Source organism: Ruegeria conchae (genome assembly GCF_000192475.1).
Taxonomy (GTDB): Bacteria; Pseudomonadota; Alphaproteobacteria; order Rhodobacterales; family Rhodobacteraceae; genus Ruegeria; species Ruegeria conchae.
The window spans coordinates 113,644-129,631 of sequence record NZ_AEYW01000003.1 but is presented as its reverse complement, the minus strand read 5'-3'; the positions used below and the strand labels follow the sequence as shown (position 1 = coordinate 129,631).

Here is a 15,988-nt window from a genome sequence, read left to right as displayed (position 1 = left end):
AACATATTGATTCGCAACAAAAACGGCCCCGCGCATGCGCACGGGGCCGAAATTCTTGGTTAGGCTTTCGCCCTGAATCAGTCGCCGGACTTCAGCGCTGCACCCAGGATATCGCCCAGCGATGCGCCCGAGTCGGAAGAACCGTACTGTTCCACGGCCTCTTTCTCTTCGGCGATTTCGCGTGCCTTGATCGACAGGCCCAGACGGCGGGTCTTACTGTCGACGTTTGTGACGCGAACGTCGACCTTGTCACCGACCGAGAAACGCTCGGGGCGCTGTTCGGCGCGGTCACGGGACAGGTCCGAACGGCGGATGAAGGATTTCATGCCTTCGTACTCGACCTCGATGCCACCATCCTCGATTGCGGTCACTTCGACGGTTACGATCGAGCCACGCTTCACGCCGCCCACGGCTTCGGCGAACTTGTCACCGCCCAGGGCTTTGATCGACAGCGAGATACGCTCTTTTTCGACATCAACTTCCGAGACAACGGCCGAAACCATGTCGCCTTTGCGGTAGTTCTGGATCGCATCTTCGCCACGCTCGTCCCAGGACAGGTCCGACAGGTGAACCATGCCGTCGATGTCGCCTTCGAGGCCAATGAACAGACCGAATTCGGTGATGTTCTTGACTTCGCCTTCGACCTCTGTGCCTTCGGGGTGAGTTTCTGCAAACACTTCCCATGGGTTGCGCTGAGTCTGCTTCAGGCCCAGAGACACGCGACGCTTGGCGCCGTCGATTTCCAGAACCATGACATCGACTTCCTGGCTGGTCGAAACGATCTTGCCGGGGTGGACGTTTTTCTTGGTCCAGGACATCTCGGACACGTGCACCAGACCTTCGACACCGGCTTCCAGCTCGACGAACGCGCCGTAGTCGGTGATGTTGGTGACGCGACCCTGATGGACCGAGCCCAGCGGGTATTTCGCAGCAACCAGATCCCACGGATCTTCCTGCAACTGCTTCATGCCCAGGCTGATGCGGTGGGTCTCTTTGTTGATCTTGATGACTTGAACCTTGATGGTTTCGCCAATTGTCAGGATCTCGGACGGGTGGTTCACGCGGCGCCATGCCATGTCGGTGACGTGCAGCAGGCCGTCAACGCCGCCCAGGTCAACGAATGCACCGTATTCGGTGATGTTCTTGACAACACCCTCTACGGTCTGACCTTCGGACAGGTTGCCGATAACTTCAGCACGCTGTTCGGCACGCGATTCTTCAAGGATTGCGCGACGCGAAACAACGATGTTGCCACGACGGCGGTCCATTTTCAGAATCTGGAACGGCTGCTTCAGACCCATCAGCGGGCCAGCATCGCGCACGGGGCGAACGTCAACTTGCGAGCCGGGCAGGAACGCAACTGCGCCACCCAGATCAACGGTGAAGCCACCTTTGACGCGACCAAAGATTGCACCTTCGACGCGCTGGTCGTCGGCATATGCTTTTTCCAGACGGTCCCATGCCTCTTCACGGCGGGCCATCTCGCGCGAGATGACGGCTTCGCCACGGGCGTTTTCTGCGGCGCGCAGGTAAACTTCTACCTCGTCGCCTACAGCGATTTCAGGGGCTTCGCCGGGATTTGCGAATTCTTTCAGATCAACGCGGCCTTCCATTTTGTAGCCTACGTCGATGATGGCTTGACCGGCTTCGATCGCCAGAACCTTGCCTTTGACAACAGAACCCTCTTCGGGCGTGTCCATTTCGAAGCTTTCATTCAGGAGGGCTTCGAATTCCTCCATGGATGCGTTAGCCATGTGGCGTTGTTTTCCTTTACAGTACGTTTTTGCTGGCCGAGCGGTTGTCTCCGCCGGTCTTGTTTCATGATGTCTTTAGGCGTGATCCGGTGCGGCCCTGAGCAAACAAACACAAAGGGCCGAGGTTACCCGGCCCTGCTCAGAAACGTCATCCGGACGTTGACCGCCCTTGTATCGACAGCGCGCGTATAGGCGGATTCCAATGCTTGCGCAAGTGCAAAGCCAACAAACGCTGGCTTATGCAGCAGGATCAGCGCTTGATTGCTTGCCCGGCGTGTCCCAAATCAACGCATCTTGCCGCAACATGGATCGCTCAATGGCGTCAAGCCGCAGAATAGCGGCCATGGGATTTGCCGAACCCCCAGCTTGGTCCCAGATTTTGAGAGCCGAGGCCGGACTCCATGGCAAACAAGCAGGCGCCAGCCACTGCCTAAGGCCTTGCGGTAATGCGTCATAGGCCTGCATCGGCGAGCCCCGCCGCCTACGACGTTTGAGCTGAGTCTGCAAATTACGGCCTGAATTGCCTTTGATTGCCCTACCGGCGTTGGCAGGGATCACACCTCGTATTACATCGTAACGCGCAGACACACAGAAACTCCATCTTTCAAGCTTGCGTTACGATATCATATAACATAAACCTTTTAGCAAGACGTTCTTTGGGTCGTGCAGTCAGAAATTAGATTTCCTCGCCCTTTTTTAACAGTTCCTTGAACAGCTCTTGCTGCAACTCACCGCTGTCGCCGCCGCCAAACTGTGCCCCCCCACTGGAATAGAGGGTGCCATATGTTTGTGCGATGTTCACAGTTTGCGCGATGCCCGAAATCAATTGATCCCTTTCCAGCGACAAAAGCGGGTGCAGGAACGCCGCCCAAACCCTGCCGTTCGCGATCGCATATCGCGCATCCAATGCCGTATCGAAATTGGCCTGCATCATCCGTTGCATGTCGGCCTGAGTCAGACCGTCTGCAGTTCGGATCGGAACCATCACGCGCATACGGTCCGCATTGGTATCAGTCACAACAAATACACGCGTCTCTGAGATCTTCAGTTCAAAACCAGGCCCGTGGGGTTGCGCGTCGGGATCCAGCGCAAACAGAATTTTACCCAGGCGTTCGTATGTCATCGGGGGTTCTTTGATCGGAGACGGGGTTTCAGCTTCCTGAGCAGCGATGCCGGTGGCCGTTAACACCAGAAACAAAACTATTCGGATCATGTGGCCCCTCCTGTAGATATAGAAACGACCATAAGATGTTCAGTTCTGACGAACCAAACAAAGCTCTGTGAACACTTATCACACATCATGCATCAGTTAGGACGATCTGCAATACTTTGCGTTCTATCGGCGATTACGCGTCCGAAAAGCCTTTCCTATTTTCACCCCATCGGCCGACGACTGTTGCGGCCAGGAACCAAATGGAAAGGAATAACCAAATGAAATCTCTTGCCCTTACGGCCCTTGCGATGACACTTGCCCTTACTGCTCCTGCATTTGCTGCAGATGAAATAAACGTCTCAAAGGGTATCTCTGCTGCTGGCGCTCCATTGGCGGTACATGGTGTAGATCTGGTGGCCCTGGTGAATGACGGCAATCCGGTCGAGGGTTTTGCAACCCATACAGCGACCTATGACGGCGCGTCCTACTATTTCACCAGTGCTGCAAACCTTGAAGCGTTTGAGACCAACCCAGCAGCATTCTTGCCTCAACACGGCGGATATTGCTCATTCGGTGTTTCGGTCGGAAAGAAATTTGACGGCGACCCGGATCAATATCTGGTTGCCGACGGAAAGCTGTTCTTGTTCCTGAACGCAGACACCCGTGCATCTTTCCTGAAAGACGTCACCGGGACAGCAAAAACCGCCGATGATCAGTGGGCCAACATCAAAAGCATCGCTGTAGGCGAGCTGTAAGGAATTGGCCCTGCCTGAAGGCGATTATGCTTTAGGCAGGGTCATTTCGATGACTTCGATCGCACGGGCCAGTGCAGCATCGACACTCAGATCCGAGGTATCCAGCAGCACAGCATCAACTGCGGGCTTCATCGGTGCAGTGCTGCGTTCAGCGTCACGGGCATCGCGTTCTTTGACGTCTGCCAGCACCTGTTCGCGCGAGACATCATCGCCTTTGGCTGCAAGCTCCAGATATCGCCGTTCCGCGCGCACTTCGGCACTGGCCGTGACGAACAGTTTGACCTCGGCGTTCCGACAAATAACGGTTCCAATATCACGCCCGTCAAGAACTGCGCCTCCGACACGTCGCGCAAAGGCACGTTGGAAATCAACCAGTGCGCTGCGAACCTCGGGTATAACAGCCACTTTTGAGGCCGCCTTTGCGATCTCGGCCGTACGAAGGTCACCCTGACCCAACTCTTCTGCGGTTAGAGATTGCGCCGCCGTAACAGGCTCTTCACCTTGCAGCATGCGTCGTCCAACCGCTCGGTAAAGCAATCCAGTATCCAGATGGGCAAACCCAAAATGCGCGGCTACCGCCTTCGAGATCGTGCCCTTACCTGCCGCAGCAGGGCCGTCGATCGCAACCGTATACCCCTGCTCGAGCATCAGACGGGCCGGTTGTCGCGAAGCAGCTTGGCACCCAAACCCGTCATCAACGGCTCAAAGATCGGGAACGAAGTTGCAATCGGACCACCATCATCTACCGAAACCGCCTTTTTCGCGCCCATACCCATCACCATGAAGGACATGGCAATGCGGTGATCGAGGAAACTCTCACAAATGCCGCCGCCGGGAACACCACCAATGCCTAGGCCCTCGACTGACCACCAATCGTCACCCTCGTCTACCGTCACGCCATTCGCGCGCAGGCCACGCGCCATTGCATCGATCCGGTCACTTTCCTTGACGCGTAACTCTTTGACGCCGCCCATCATCATTGTGCCGGTTGCATTGGCGGCAACAACGGACAGCACAGGGTATTCGTCAATCATCGAGGCAGCGCGTTCTGGTGGGACGGAAATTCCCTTCATATTCGGCGAGTATTTTGCCCGCAGATCCGCAACGGGCTCACCACCCTCTTCGCGCTCGTTCTCATAGGTCAGATCCGCACCCATCTCGCGTAGCGTTGTAAACAAACCTGCACGCGTAGGGTTTAATCCGATGCCCGGCACCAAAACATCCGATCCGGGGGTAATCAGTGCGGCACATACCGGGAAGGCTGCGCTAGATGGGTCACGCGGCACCGCAATGACCTGCGGCTTCAATTCTGGACGCCCGGTCAGGGTAATCACTCGCCCCTCGTCGGTATCCTCGACGGTGATTTCTGCGCCGAACCCGGCCAGCATCCGTTCGGAATGATCACGGGTTGCCTCTTTCTCGATTACCACGGTCTTGCCGGGGGCATTCAGCCCTGCCAGCAGAACAGCGGATTTCACCTGAGCCGATGGCACAGGCACCTCGTAACGAACCGGGATGGGGTCCGCAGCACCGACGATGGTCATCGGCAGGCGTCCACCATTACGACCGACAGATTGCGTACCAAACAGCGCCAGAGGATCGGTGACCCGGGCCATCGGACGTTTGTTCAGGCTGGCATCCCCGGTAAAGGTCGCCGTTATCGGAGAGGTTGCCATCGCTCCCATAATCAGGCGCACACCGGTGCCCGAGTTCCCGCAATCGATCACCTGATCGGGTTCCGCAAAGCCGCCTACGCCTACGCCGTGCACCGACCATTCGCCGCCTCCGTGATCCGTAACTTCGGCCCCGAAGGCCCGCATGGCCTTGGCCGTGTCCAGCACATCCTCGCCCTCAAGCAGGCCCGAAATCCTGGTTTCGCCAACAGCCATCGCCCCTAGGATCAGGGACCGGTGCGAGATTGATTTGTCGCCAGGCACCTCTGCCGTGCCGGTCAGCGGGCCGCATGGATGCGACGTCATCGGGATGGGCGTGCCGTGTCCGGACATGGGGGCTCCTGTTTTCGCTATCAGTCCTCAGGCCGATTAGCGAATTGGGGCCGGTTGGTCCAGCGGCAATCAGTCTTTGCGTCGGAAGGTCAGATAATGCGGGGTACGCCCCTCGCGTAGGGCTTTTTGTTCGTAGCGGGTGGAAATCCAGTCATCCCAAGGCTCGCGCCAGTCGGCGGGGCGCTCGGCGAGCCACTCAAAACCGGCACGCGGTACCTCTTCAAGAGTCTGGCGCACATAGTCGGGGATATCGGTGGCAACGCGAAAAATCGAACCCGGCTTCAAGGCACGCGCGAGAGGTTCCAGATGCTCAGGGGTCACGAACCTGCGCCGATGATGACGTGTTTTCGGCCACGGATCAGGATAGAGCAGGAACGCGCGCGAGATACTGGCCTCGGGCAGCACATCAAACAGATCCCGCACATCGCCGGGGTGCACGGCGAGGTTTTCGGCACCAGCCTGACGAATTTTGCCCAACAACATTGCGACACCATTGATGTAAGGCTCTGCTCCGATAATTCCGATACCGGGATTGTTTTGCGCCTGATGCACCAAATGCTCGCCACCGCCAAATCCGACTTCGAGCCAGACAGGCTTGCCACCGAACAGGCCCTCTAGGTCCAAAGCGGTGCGTTCTGGGTTGGTTTCCCAATCTACCGCACCTGGAGACAGGGCGGCCAGATCTTCTGACAGATAAGTCTTTTGGCTGGGCTTCAAGGTCTTGCCTTTGAAGCGGCCATAAAAGTTCCTGCGGGGGCGTTGAGGGGTCTGGTTGCTCATGCCCGTGCCCATACTGCTGACTCGTGCCTGAGGCAAGGGTGGAGGTTGGGGGCTGGCCCCACACCTCCGGCGTATTTACTGAATAGGTGAACGGCGCTCAGACAGCCTGCTTAAGAGCGTCGGCCAAATCGGTACGCTCCCAGCTGAATCCGCCATCTGCATCGGGTTCGCGTCCGAAATGGCCATAGGCTGCAGTACGCTGATATATCGGCTTGTTCAGTTGCAGATGCTCGCGAATGCCGCGTGGTGTCAGGTCCATGACTTGACCGACAGCCTTCTCGATAACCGCGTCAGCGATCTGGCCTGTCCCGTGTGTGTCGGCATAGATCGACAGAGGTTTGGAGACGCCAATCGCATAGCTCAACTGAATGGTGCAGCGTTCCGCCATTCCTGCCGCTACCACGTTCTTGGCCAGGTAGCGTGCGGCATACGCAGCCGAGCGGTCCACCTTGGTCGGGTCCTTGCCAGAGAACGCACCGCCCCCGTGCGGAGCAGCACCGCCATAGGTGTCCACGATGATCTTGCGCCCGGTCAGACCCGCGTCGCCATCGGGACCGCCGATCACGAACTTGCCGGTGGGATTCACATGCCACTCGGTCTCGGCGGTCAGCCAGCCATCGGGTAGGGTTTCGCGAATATAGGGTTCGACAATCTGGCGGATATCATCCGAGGTCAGCGCCTCATCCAGATGCTGAGTGGACAGCACGATTGAGCTGACACCAACTGGATTGCCATCCCGGTAGATGACCGACAGCTGCGATTTCGCGTCCGGACCCAGCGCGGGCTCGGTACCATTCTTGCGAACTTCGGCCAAACGCCGAAGGATTGCATGCGAATACTGGATCGGAGCTGGCATCAGTGCGGGTGTCTCGGTCGTGGCGTACCCGAACATGATACCCTGATCGCCCGCGCCCTCGTCTTTATTGTCAGCGGCGTCGACACCCTGCGCAATATGAGCCGACTGTTCGTGCAGCAGGTTGGTCACCTCGACGGTTTCGTGGTGAAACTTGTCCTGCTCGTATCCAATATCTTTGATACAGGCGCGCGCGATATCATCGATATGCGCCATGTAATCGTGGAGCTTGTCCTGATCCGACAATCCCACTTCGCCACCGATGACCACACGGTCCGTTGTAGCGAAAGTTTCGCACGCAACGCGGGCTTCGGGCTCTTCACGCAGGAAGGCGTCTAGCACCGCATCGGAAATACGATCGCAGACCTTATCAGGGTGTCCTTCGGATACGGACTCCGAAGTAAAAGTGTAATTCTGTCGGGACATAAATGTGCTCCATTAAGATTTTCCCATCACGTCAGGAAGCCGTTGTGAAGGGCAATTGACCGAATACGCGCGCAGTCAGGTAGGGTCAATCGGTATTTGACGGTTGAACCTACGGGTATGACGCCAGAGCAACGCCCAAGCTGCTAATATAACGAAAAACACCGGTTTGTCCCCAATCCGGGAATATATCGTCGCGGCTTGGGGCTGCGGCAATTCGGCATCGATAAACCCGGCCTGCCCAAGCGCCAACGCGTCGGTAATTCGCCCCAAAGGGTCAATCATCGCAGAAACACCGGTATTGGCCGAGCGCAACATCGGCAGACCCTGCTCGATGGCGCGCATCTGTGCCTGTGCAAGATGCTGATACGGGCCGGAGCGAGTCCCGAACCACGCATCGTTAGTGATCTGCAAAAGAAAATCTGCCCGGCCCGGCGCGGACAGAACATCTTGTGTGAATACGGCCTCATAACAGATCAGCGGCAGAGCTTTCCCAAGCCCTCCTGCATCCATCAGGGAAGCGCCCCGCCCAGCGCTGAAACCACTTCCCGTGGTTGCCGCCATTCCGTGAATTCCAATCCGCGCCATCAATTCACCAAAGGGCACATATTCTCCGAATGGGGCCAGGTGGTGTTTGTCATAGAGCCCTGCCTGTTGACCATCTCCATTCAAATAGATCATCGAGTTATAGATCTGCTGTCCGTCAGCACGCTGAATACCTAGAAAAACAGGCGTACCCTGCGCCGCTTCACCAATTGCTGAAAGATAGGGCTGCGCACTGCCAAGCCACGCCGGAACCGAAGTTTCTGGCCAGACAATCAGATCTGGCCTGGGCTCGGCTACCGTGAATTCAAGTTGGCGGGCAAAAAACAGGGGTGCATATTCCGGGTCCCACTTTTGGTGCTGTGGAGCATTAGGCTGTATCAGCCGCACGATACGGCTGGTGTATTCAACCGACGGCCGGTTCGCAGCGTAAGCCAGAGCCAATACAGTGCACCCCGCAGCCACAAAGATTGGCATCCCCAGGCCGCGTGGGGTCCGATCACTGGAGATGGCTGCACCGAGTGGAAAAGTCGCAATCAGCGTCAGTGCGCCCAAGCCATAAGGTCCTATCAGCGACAGGAGCTGAGCAAAAGGCGTATCCACCCAGATCTGAGCAATACCAGCCCAAGGAAACCCTGTAAGTATGTAACCCCGCGCAAACTCGGCCAGGGAGAGCGTCAAAGCCAGTAATATACCCTGCAGGATCGGCGATCCACCGATGCGTTTTGCAACTCCAAAGGCCAGCGCCCAGAACAATGCCAACCCGCCTGACAAGAAGATCAGTGCAAAGGGCGCCATCCAGGCATGGCGTTCTGCGTCAACCATGAATGGTTCGATGATCCAGTTTAGCGCATGGGCAAAATACCCGGTGGCGAACACCCACCCCAGCAAAGCCGCGCGGCGGGATGTTTCAGAGTTCAAGTACAATGGAGCAAGCAGGATCAGCGCCACCAATGCCGCTGGCCAAAAACCCAACGGGGCAAGCCCACAAGCAGCCACGATTCCCAAGGATGCCGCTAGCAGCAACCGCAACCAATAGGGCCACCCCTGGGCAGGATTCATGCAGCGATATCCGGCAACATGACGCGCAACCGCTTTATGCGGCGTGGATCTGCGTCAAGAACTTCGAATTCAGGCCCTTCGGGGTGGCATACCACCTCACCACGCGCCGGGACGCGCCCAGATAGCATGAAGACCAAACCGCCCAAAGTGTCGATCTCTTCTTCGTCCACATCTTCGTGGCTGGTCAATGAACGACCAATTTCGGCTTCAAAATCTTCAAGCGGAACCCGAGCTTGAACCACGTAGCAGCCAGGTTTTTCTTGTATCCAAAGCTGATCTTCATCGGCGTCATGTTCGTCGGCAATTTCGCCCACAACCTGTTCGATTAGGTCTTCGATGGTCAACAGGCCGTCGACACCACCGTATTCGTCAATGACCAGCGCCATATGACGACGTTCAGTTTGCATCTTGGTTAAAAGTACACCAATCGGCATCGAGGGCGGAACGAACAGCAAGGTCCTTAGCATTGACGTCAAATCAAACTCGGACGAGTTGCCATTAAATCCATGGGTCAGCGCGAAATCCTTGAGGTGGACAAAGCCCAGTGGAGTGTCGAGCGTTCCCTCGTACACAGGGATTCGCGACAATCCACTATCGCGAAAAATTTGCGCCAACTCGTCCTTGGGTGTTGTCGAGGGAACCGAGATAATCTCGGCCGTGGGTATCGCGACATCTTCGACCCGCATTCTGCGCAGGTTGATCATACCCCTCGGTTGTGAATCCGTGACCTTAGCCCCGTTCACCTGACTGGCTTCATCGCCCGGAGGTGAAAATGCGTCGAATATCCGGGATAAAAGCCCGCCTTTTTCATCGCTATCCGTGTTGCTGTTCTGTGAATGCGCGCCTTGCGCTGCCCTAGAACTGCCGTCTGTATCGCCCATTATCCTGTTCCAAATGATCGGGCAAAGCTGCCCCTGTCATACATTATATGGGTTATCTATACCCAGTTTGCCAAGTATTTCGATCTCAATCCGTTCCATCAAAGTGGCGTCGAGGTCACGAATGTGATCGTATCCTAACAAATGTAACGTGCCGTGAATTATCAAGTGGGTCACATGATCTTCCATTGATTTACCCGCTGCGATGGCCTCACGCGCGCAGGTGTCATATGAAATCGCAATGTCTCCCAAAGCGATTTCCCCAGTGAAATCGGGTTCGGGCAACATTGGTATGCCCCCAGGCTGATCAGGGGATAAATCTTCGGCAGGCCAACTTAAAACATTTGTCGGCTTCAGTTTTTCCCGGAATTCGGCATTCAGAACTGCGATCCGTTCATCGTTACAACCCAACAAGCTGATTTCGCAGAGATCCGATTTGAGACCGCAATAATCAAGAACTTCAATGAGTGCGCGTTGTGCCAGCGGCTCCAATTCCCTCCAGCGCTCGTCTTCGATCGTTACATCCAGAATCATACCGGCTCTCCAAGGCTCCAAAACCCTTCGGAACCTTGGGTTTCACCCCGTTTCGCGGCCCGAGTCGGCCTCATACGCCTCAATAATGGCGGCGACAAGCGGGTGGCGCACGACATCTTTCGACGTGAAATAATTGAAACTGATATTCGGGATCGTCTTCAGCAGTCTTTCCGCATCCGCCAAACCCGATTGCACACCGCGCGGCAAATCGACCTGTGACCGGTCTCCGGTGATCACCATGCGGCTGCCTTCGCCAAGTCTGGTCAGGAACATTTTCATTTGCATGGTGGTGGCATTTTGCGCCTCGTCCAGCACGACAAAGGCATTCGCCAGCGTCCGCCCACGCATAAACGCCAGAGGCGCAATTTCGATCCGTTTTTCTTCGATCAGCTTGGCCAGCTGCTTGCCCGGGAGGAAATCATTCAGCGCATCATAAAGCGGCTGCATGTAGGGATCGACTTTATCCTTCATGTCACCGGGCAGGTAACCCAGCTTTTCGCCGGCCTCTACCGCTGGACGGCTGAGAATGATCCGGTCCACATGGCCTCCGATGAACATCGACACACCCACAGCAACAGCCAGATAAGTTTTACCCGTACCTGCGGGGCCGATTCCAAAGGCCAGCTCATTGTTAAAGAGCGACTGAACATATGCCTTCTGGGCGTCTGTCCGCGGCTCAACCAGCTTCTTACGGGTTTTGATTTCGACCGTTCCGCCCTTGAACATCTCAAGCTGGTCACCATCCCGTGTACCAGTTCCGGCCTCGGAAGTGCCCATGCGCAACTCGCGATCGACATCTGCTGCCTCGACATCTCGCCCACCTTCAAGCCGAGTGTAGAGCGCCTGCAGCACTTCAATGGCCTGCTTTTGCGATTCTTCATCACCTAGCACGACCAACTGATTTCCACGCCGCACGATCTGCACCGAAAGCTTTTGCTCGATATCGGTCAGGTTACGGTCATATTCGCCGCACAAATCGATTAGTAGTCTGTTGTCTGGGAACTCAACAAGCGCCTCACGCTGGGGCATATCTTCTTGCGGTGGGGTCAGGGCACCGATGGCCAATCCGTTCTCCTGTCTTGGCGTTTCACCCCGAGCGTAGACAACATATTGAGGTGGACGCAAGGCGCAGTTTCGTTTTTTGCAAACGGGATGACAAATGCGCCGATCAACGCCGTTGTTGCGCATAAAATATCAGTTTTTGCGAATGGTTCAGAATGTATAATTCAATCCGATCCGCAATCCGCGGTAGCTTGGCGTCGATTTGGTGCTGAAAGAAGGGCCCAGTTCTACGGTTTTTGATTCGAACTGCAGATATTCGAGCTCACCAGTAATCGACCAATCGTCATTCAGTCTATGCTCGGCACCCAGGCTGGCAGAAAAACCCTGACGTCGATCAACGTCTTCAAAGCGGGTAGTCCCACCCACTTCGGTCACAGAAGCCGACGTTGTGATATCACCACGCACATAGCCCACTGTAACGAAGTAAAGGACACTCTTGCTGCGGTTTGTAAGTCCATTTCGAAGGCGGATCGAGAATACATCGGAAATTGCAGATCTGCCGCTGACGGGTGTTCCGCCGATCTGTCCCGACGTGCTTCCGTCCAGAGTGCCAAAGTCGTAGCCGACTTCCAGACCATAGACATAGTCGCGCCCGCCTCTCGCAGGCAAAATCCCGCGCCAACCCCCGCGAAACCCGGCAAAGTTGCCGTCAGTACTGACCTCTCCGATCCCGAAAACTGAGCCGCCATTGACCTGCAAGCCAAACTCATCGGAACCACCCGTTGCACGACTGGCGCTCACCCCCAGATAAAACGCCCTGATATCGCTGGCATATCGTTCGGACGAAATCACGTCAGGTTCAGTGACTTCCCCGGTCACATCCCCAGCCAAAGTCGGAGCAGCGCAAGATAACATCAATAAGAGGGCCGTCAAAACGCGGGACATCTTCGATTTTGGAAAACATATCCAGCTCACTACTCGTACCCTCCGCCATCATGGCTTGCCTCTTCGGGTCAACAGTTTCGTAGGCCGCAAAACCCACACCCGAGAAATCTGGCCTCTCTCGGAGCATAGTTCCAAGTCATAAATCAAGGGTTAAATTTGGTCGGAAGGAACCCTTGCAGCATACGTATATTGGATTAAATCACGTCGCCGCCCAGCGAGTTCGCGCCAGAGGATTTGATCCTTACCTTACGTAAATCTCCACGTGCCACATCTGCATCCGAAACGTGAACCGCGTGAAGATACTCGGATTTTCCAACCATCTGGCCCGGTTGACGCCCAGATTTTTCAAACAGGACAACGACTGTTTTGCCAACCATGGAATCCTGAATCACTCGCTGATGACGTGTAATCAAGGCTTGTAACCGTTGCAGACGCTCGTCTGCCACTTCGGCATCGACCTGTGGCCGTTCTGCCGCAGGCGTACCGGGGCGGGTAGAATACTTGAATGAATACGCGTAGCCGTATTTGACCTCTTCCACCAAATCCAGAGTAGCCTGAAAATCCTCATCTGTCTCTTCGGGGAAGCCTACGATGAAATCGCCGGACATTAGAATATCGGGCCGCGCTTCGCGGATGCGTTCGATCAATCGCAGATAGCTTTCAGCCGTATGACTGCGGTTCATGCGTTTCAGAATTTTGTCCGATCCCGACTGCACCGGCAGGTGCAGATAAGGCATCAGTTTTTCGCAGGTCCCATGTGCCTCGATCAGCGCATCGTCCATGTCGTTCGGATGCGAGGTGGTAAAGCGGATGCGCTCCAACCCATCGACCTTGTTCAACTCCCAGATCAGGCCCGCAAGGGTCATGTCCCCATTCGGCCCAGCCCCGTGATAGGCATTTACGTTCTGCCCCAGCAACGTGATCTCGCGTACGCCACGTTCGACCAGATCCTGCGCCTCACGAATAATGCGGTCTGCAGGCCTGCTGACCTCGGCCCCGCGGGTATAGGGCACCACGCAGAATGCACAGAATTTATCACAGCCTTCCTGCACGGTCAGAAAAGCAGTCGGGCCGCGCTTCGCTTTGGGACGGTTCTTGAGCTTCTCGAATTTGTCTTCTTCGGGGAAATCGGTATCCAGCGCCTTTTCACCCGCGCGCGTCTTCGCCTCCATCTCGGGCAGGCGGTGATAGCTTTGCGGACCCACCACCAGATCGACCAGAGGCTGACGGCGCATAATCTCTTCGCCCTCGGCCTGGGCTACGCAGCCAGCGACACCAATCTTCAATTCCGGCTTTTCTGCTTTCAGCCCCTTGAACCGGCCCAGTTCGGAATAGACTTTCTCAGCTGCTTTTTCACGAATGTGGCAAGTATTGAGAAGGATCATATCCGCATCATCGGCCGATTTGGTCTCGACATACCCCTGCCCGCCCAGCGCTTCGGCCATGCGTTCACTGTCATAGACGTTCATCTGACAGCCATAGGTCTTGATAAACAGCTTTTTCGGTTCAGACATGGGTTGGCCTTTGCAGTCGCTGGGTCGGCGTCGTCTATACGTATCGAACACCGCTTGCAATGCTGGCGCAATTACCCGAATTTGGCGGGAATTTCCAGCGAGGCGGAAACAAAGCCAACGATGCAGTACGATTCCCTTGATCACCTTCTGAAATCCGGCGGTGAGGCCCTGAACAATGGCCCCATAGCGCTGATCTTCGCCGAAGATGAAGTCGAATTGGAAAGCACGCTTCATCACCACCTTAAACTGGGGTTCAAATCGGTGATCGCGTTCCTGCCAAGGGAATTTGCGATCGACGATGATCTGAGCGAGAGGGTCTACAGGGTTGTGATGACATGCGCGCCCAGAACAGTCGTTTTTGACGCCGTCAACCGGATCATCCAAGCCACGCAAGGCGTCTGGATATACTACTGCTACAACGCCGAATACCTGTTCTATCCGTTCTGCGAGACCCGCTCGGTTGGCGAATTGCTCGCCTTCCATTCAGAAGAGCGGCGTCAGGCGATGTTGACCCACGTGATCGATCTGTATGCGAACGATCTAACGGCCTTTCCCAACGGCGTGGCCCCCGATCAAGCAATGCTGGACAAGACCGGATACTACGCCCACACGCGGCATGATGCATCTGGCAAGCCGCTAGAGCGGCAGCTGGATATGTCTGGCGGCCTGCGCTGGCGGTTCGAAGATCATATCCCCTATGAACGGCGCCGCATCGATCGGATTTCGCTGTTTAAAGCAAAACCCGATCTGAAACTTCTGCCGGATCACACGTTCAACGAGGCGGAATACAACACCTACGCCTGCCCTTGGCACAACAACCTGACCGCCGCGATCTGCTCCTTCCGTGCGGCCAAAGCACTAAAAACGAACGCCGGATCGACGTTCGATATCTCTGATTTCCGCTGGAACCATTCAACTCCGTTCGAGTGGGATTCGCGCCAGTTGCTGGATCTGGGCCTGATTGAATCGGGCCAGTGGTTCTAGATCCTAACGCTGCAACAGAACCGGGAACCAGTCCTCGCGTAGCCTTTGCCCCGGCACCATGTCATGCCCCGGAAATGGCGGCGATGTCCGCCCCGGACGTTCAACATAGCGCGCATCATCACCAACCAACCGCAGCGAGAAGGCCCTGCGCCGACTGTCGGAAGTATTGCCACGGGCCCCGTGGAGCGTGCGATAGTTAAAGGCCACGGCGTCGCCTGGCTCCATCTCGAATTCGACAACCTTCATCCCTTCTGCATCCGGGTCGGGGATCGGCATGTACTGCCCCTCATCAGGGAAGAACCCTTCTTCCGAGACCCAGCGAGTAGGCAGCACTTCTTTTTCCCAGCGGTGCGATCCGGCGACGCAACGCAAGGTCGCTTGTTTCACCGGGTCCAACGGTGACCAGAAGCTTATATTTTGTTGGCCATCGACAAAATAGTAGGGCCCATCCTGATGCCACGGAGTCGCCATTGAGGTCCCGGGCTCCTTCACCAGTACATGGTCGTGGAACATCTGCACGGATTGCGATTGCATAAGGTCGGCTGCAACTTCGGCAGCAGGGGATGTTTCGATCACTTCACGAAACTGCGGGATACGAGACCAGTTGCAATAGTCGTCGAAAAAACGGCCGGTCTCACCGTCTTTCTTGTTCTCTGACGCATAGGGACCCGGTTCATCCATATTTGCCGCAACCCCAGCCCGCAGGGTTTCAATGTGATCGGCGAACAGGCCTTTGACCAACACAACACCGTCCGTCTGGAAGTCGTCAATCATGGCTTGGGAAACAAGAGGGTGAGTCATC

Annotated in this window: 16 protein-coding genes and 1 riboswitch; of the genes, 2 read left to right on the top strand and 14 right to left on the bottom strand. The window is 56.0% G+C overall.

Annotation, left to right across the window (positions count from 1 at the left end; genetic code table 11):
* Positions 1–77 precede the first annotated feature (77 nt).
* The 3 genes from rpsA to G7G_RS0102630 form a co-directional block, all read right to left on the bottom strand.
* Positions 78–1,754 carry a 30S ribosomal protein S1 gene (gene rpsA, locus G7G_RS0102640; RefSeq protein ID WP_010438032.1) on the bottom strand — a complete coding sequence of 559 codons (1,677 nt, stop codon included), beginning with the start codon at positions 1,752–1,754 and terminating at the stop codon, positions 78–80.
* A gap of 237 nt (positions 1,755–1,991) precedes the next feature.
* Positions 1,992–2,312 carry a DUF6525 family protein gene (locus tag G7G_RS0102635; protein WP_310793670.1) on the bottom strand — a complete coding sequence of 107 codons (321 nt, stop codon included), beginning with the start codon at positions 2,310–2,312 and terminating at the stop codon, positions 1,992–1,994.
* A gap of 118 nt (positions 2,313–2,430) precedes the next feature.
* On the bottom strand, positions 2,431–2,967 hold the full coding sequence (locus tag G7G_RS0102630; RefSeq protein WP_010438026.1) for a hypothetical protein: 537 nt from the start codon (positions 2,965–2,967) through the stop codon (positions 2,431–2,433).
* Between the two features lie 218 nt (positions 2,968–3,185).
* On the opposite strand from G7G_RS0102630, the gene G7G_RS0102625 reads away from it, so the two are divergent.
* Positions 3,186–3,662, top strand: a complete 477-nt coding sequence (locus tag G7G_RS0102625) for a YHS domain-containing (seleno)protein (protein ID WP_010438023.1) — start codon at positions 3,186–3,188, stop codon at positions 3,660–3,662.
* Between the two features lie 24 nt (positions 3,663–3,686).
* Here the strand turns inward: G7G_RS0102625 and G7G_RS0102620 are convergent, their stop codons facing one another.
* From G7G_RS0102620 to miaB, 10 genes are all read right to left on the bottom strand, one after another.
* Complete coding sequence (locus G7G_RS0102620) at positions 3,687–4,310, bottom strand: (d)CMP kinase (RefSeq protein WP_010438020.1); 624 nt, start codon at positions 4,308–4,310, stop codon at positions 3,687–3,689.
* The gene (aroA, locus tag G7G_RS0102615) at positions 4,310–5,668 is read right to left on the bottom strand and encodes a 3-phosphoshikimate 1-carboxyvinyltransferase (protein WP_010438017.1); all 1,359 of its coding nucleotides are present in this window, start codon (positions 5,666–5,668) and stop codon (positions 4,310–4,312) included. Before aroA ends, G7G_RS0102620 begins: the two co-directional genes overlap by 1 nt.
* A 69-nt stretch (positions 5,669–5,737) precedes the next feature.
* Positions 5,738–6,448 carry a tRNA (guanine(46)-N(7))-methyltransferase TrmB gene (gene trmB, locus G7G_RS0102610; protein WP_029621673.1) on the bottom strand — a complete coding sequence of 237 codons (711 nt, stop codon included), beginning with the start codon at positions 6,446–6,448 and terminating at the stop codon, positions 5,738–5,740.
* 97 nt (positions 6,449–6,545) lie between these two features.
* A complete protein-coding gene (gene metK, locus G7G_RS0102605; protein ID WP_010438011.1) occupies positions 6,546–7,727 on the bottom strand; it encodes a methionine adenosyltransferase in 1,182 nt (393 codons plus the stop codon).
* Positions 7,728–7,732: 5 nt separating this feature from the next.
* Positions 7,733–7,781: riboswitch (SAM-SAH riboswitch) on the bottom strand.
* A gap of 21 nt (positions 7,782–7,802) precedes the next feature.
* A complete protein-coding gene (gene lnt / locus G7G_RS0102600) occupies positions 7,803–9,329 on the bottom strand; it encodes an apolipoprotein N-acyltransferase (RefSeq protein ID WP_010438007.1) in 1,527 nt (508 codons plus the stop codon).
* Positions 9,326–10,210 carry a hemolysin family protein gene (locus tag G7G_RS0102595; RefSeq protein ID WP_010438005.1) on the bottom strand — a complete coding sequence of 295 codons (885 nt, stop codon included), beginning with the start codon at positions 10,208–10,210 and terminating at the stop codon, positions 9,326–9,328. Before G7G_RS0102595 ends, lnt begins: the two co-directional genes overlap by 4 nt.
* A gap of 36 nt (positions 10,211–10,246) precedes the next feature.
* Positions 10,247–10,741, bottom strand: coding sequence for an rRNA maturation RNase YbeY (gene ybeY / locus G7G_RS0102590; RefSeq protein ID WP_010438003.1), 495 nt, complete (start codon positions 10,739–10,741; stop codon positions 10,247–10,249).
* Positions 10,742–10,783: 42 nt separating this feature from the next.
* A complete protein-coding gene (locus G7G_RS0102585) occupies positions 10,784–11,806 on the bottom strand; it encodes a PhoH family protein (RefSeq protein WP_029621672.1) in 1,023 nt (340 codons plus the stop codon).
* 147 nt (positions 11,807–11,953) lie between these two features.
* Positions 11,954–12,688 (bottom strand): outer membrane protein, encoded by a 735-nt coding sequence (locus G7G_RS0102580; RefSeq protein WP_120981289.1) that lies wholly within the window; start codon positions 12,686–12,688, stop codon positions 11,954–11,956.
* Between the two features lie 194 nt (positions 12,689–12,882).
* Positions 12,883–14,202: a tRNA (N6-isopentenyl adenosine(37)-C2)-methylthiotransferase MiaB gene (gene miaB, locus G7G_RS0102575; RefSeq protein ID WP_010437994.1), complete on the bottom strand. Its 1,320-nt coding sequence runs from the start codon at positions 14,200–14,202 to the stop codon at positions 12,883–12,885.
* A 120-nt stretch (positions 14,203–14,322) separates the two neighbouring features.
* Here miaB and G7G_RS0102570 point away from each other — a divergent pair, with 120 nt between their 5' ends.
* A complete protein-coding gene (locus tag G7G_RS0102570; RefSeq protein ID WP_010437992.1) occupies positions 14,323–15,186 on the top strand; it encodes a hypothetical protein in 864 nt (287 codons plus the stop codon).
* Between the two features lie 3 nt (positions 15,187–15,189).
* Here G7G_RS0102570 and G7G_RS0102565 read toward each other — a convergent pair whose 3' ends face one another.
* Positions 15,190–15,987 carry a phytanoyl-CoA dioxygenase family protein gene (locus G7G_RS0102565; protein ID WP_029621670.1) on the bottom strand — a complete coding sequence of 266 codons (798 nt, stop codon included), beginning with the start codon at positions 15,985–15,987 and terminating at the stop codon, positions 15,190–15,192.
* Between the last annotated feature and the right edge of the window lies 1 nt (position 15,988).